Raw genomic sequence first — 590 nt, forward strand, 5'->3', positions numbered from 1 at the left:
GGCCGTCTGAAATATTTCAGACGGCCTTTGATTTGGCTGGATAGGGGTTTAGAAACCTTGCGCCAACATGGCATCAGCAACTTTGACGAAACCGGCAATGTTCGCACCATTGACATAGTTCACTTTGTCGCCGACTTTGCCGTATTTCAGGCAGGATTCGTGGATGTTGTGCATGATGTCGAATAGGCGTTGGTCGACTTCTTCACGTGTCCAAGACAGGCGGATGGCGTTTTGACTCATTTCCAAACCTGAAGTCGCTACGCCGCCGGCGTTGGAGGCTTTGCCCGGAGCGTAGAGGATGCCGGCTTTGATAAATTGTTCGACCGCGCCCAAAGTTGACGGCATGTTCGCACCTTCGGCAACCACATAGCAACCGTTTGCCAGCAGGATTTTGGCGGCATCTGCATCCAATTCGTTTTGGGTGGCGCAAGGCAGGGCGACTTCGGCCGCGATATTCCACGGTTTTTGGTTTTCAAAGTATTGCAGGCCTTGTTCTTTGGCGTAAGTGGCGACGCGTTCGCGGCGTACTTCTTTCAGCTCGATCAAAGCGGCCAGTTGCGCTTCGGTCATACCGCTGTCAGGGAAGAGGA

The 590-nt window shown here is 53.2% G+C and carries 1 protein-coding gene; it reads right to left on the reverse strand.

Annotated features, from left to right (window positions below):
* Positions 1-48: 48 nt before the first annotated feature.
* A partial coding sequence (locus tag ACTHUM_RS17790) for a glutamate dehydrogenase (RefSeq protein ID WP_440403661.1) occupies positions 49-590 on the reverse strand: 542 nt, incomplete at its 5' end.

It is taken from the genome of Neisseria sp. P0021.S006, assembly GCF_051956895.1.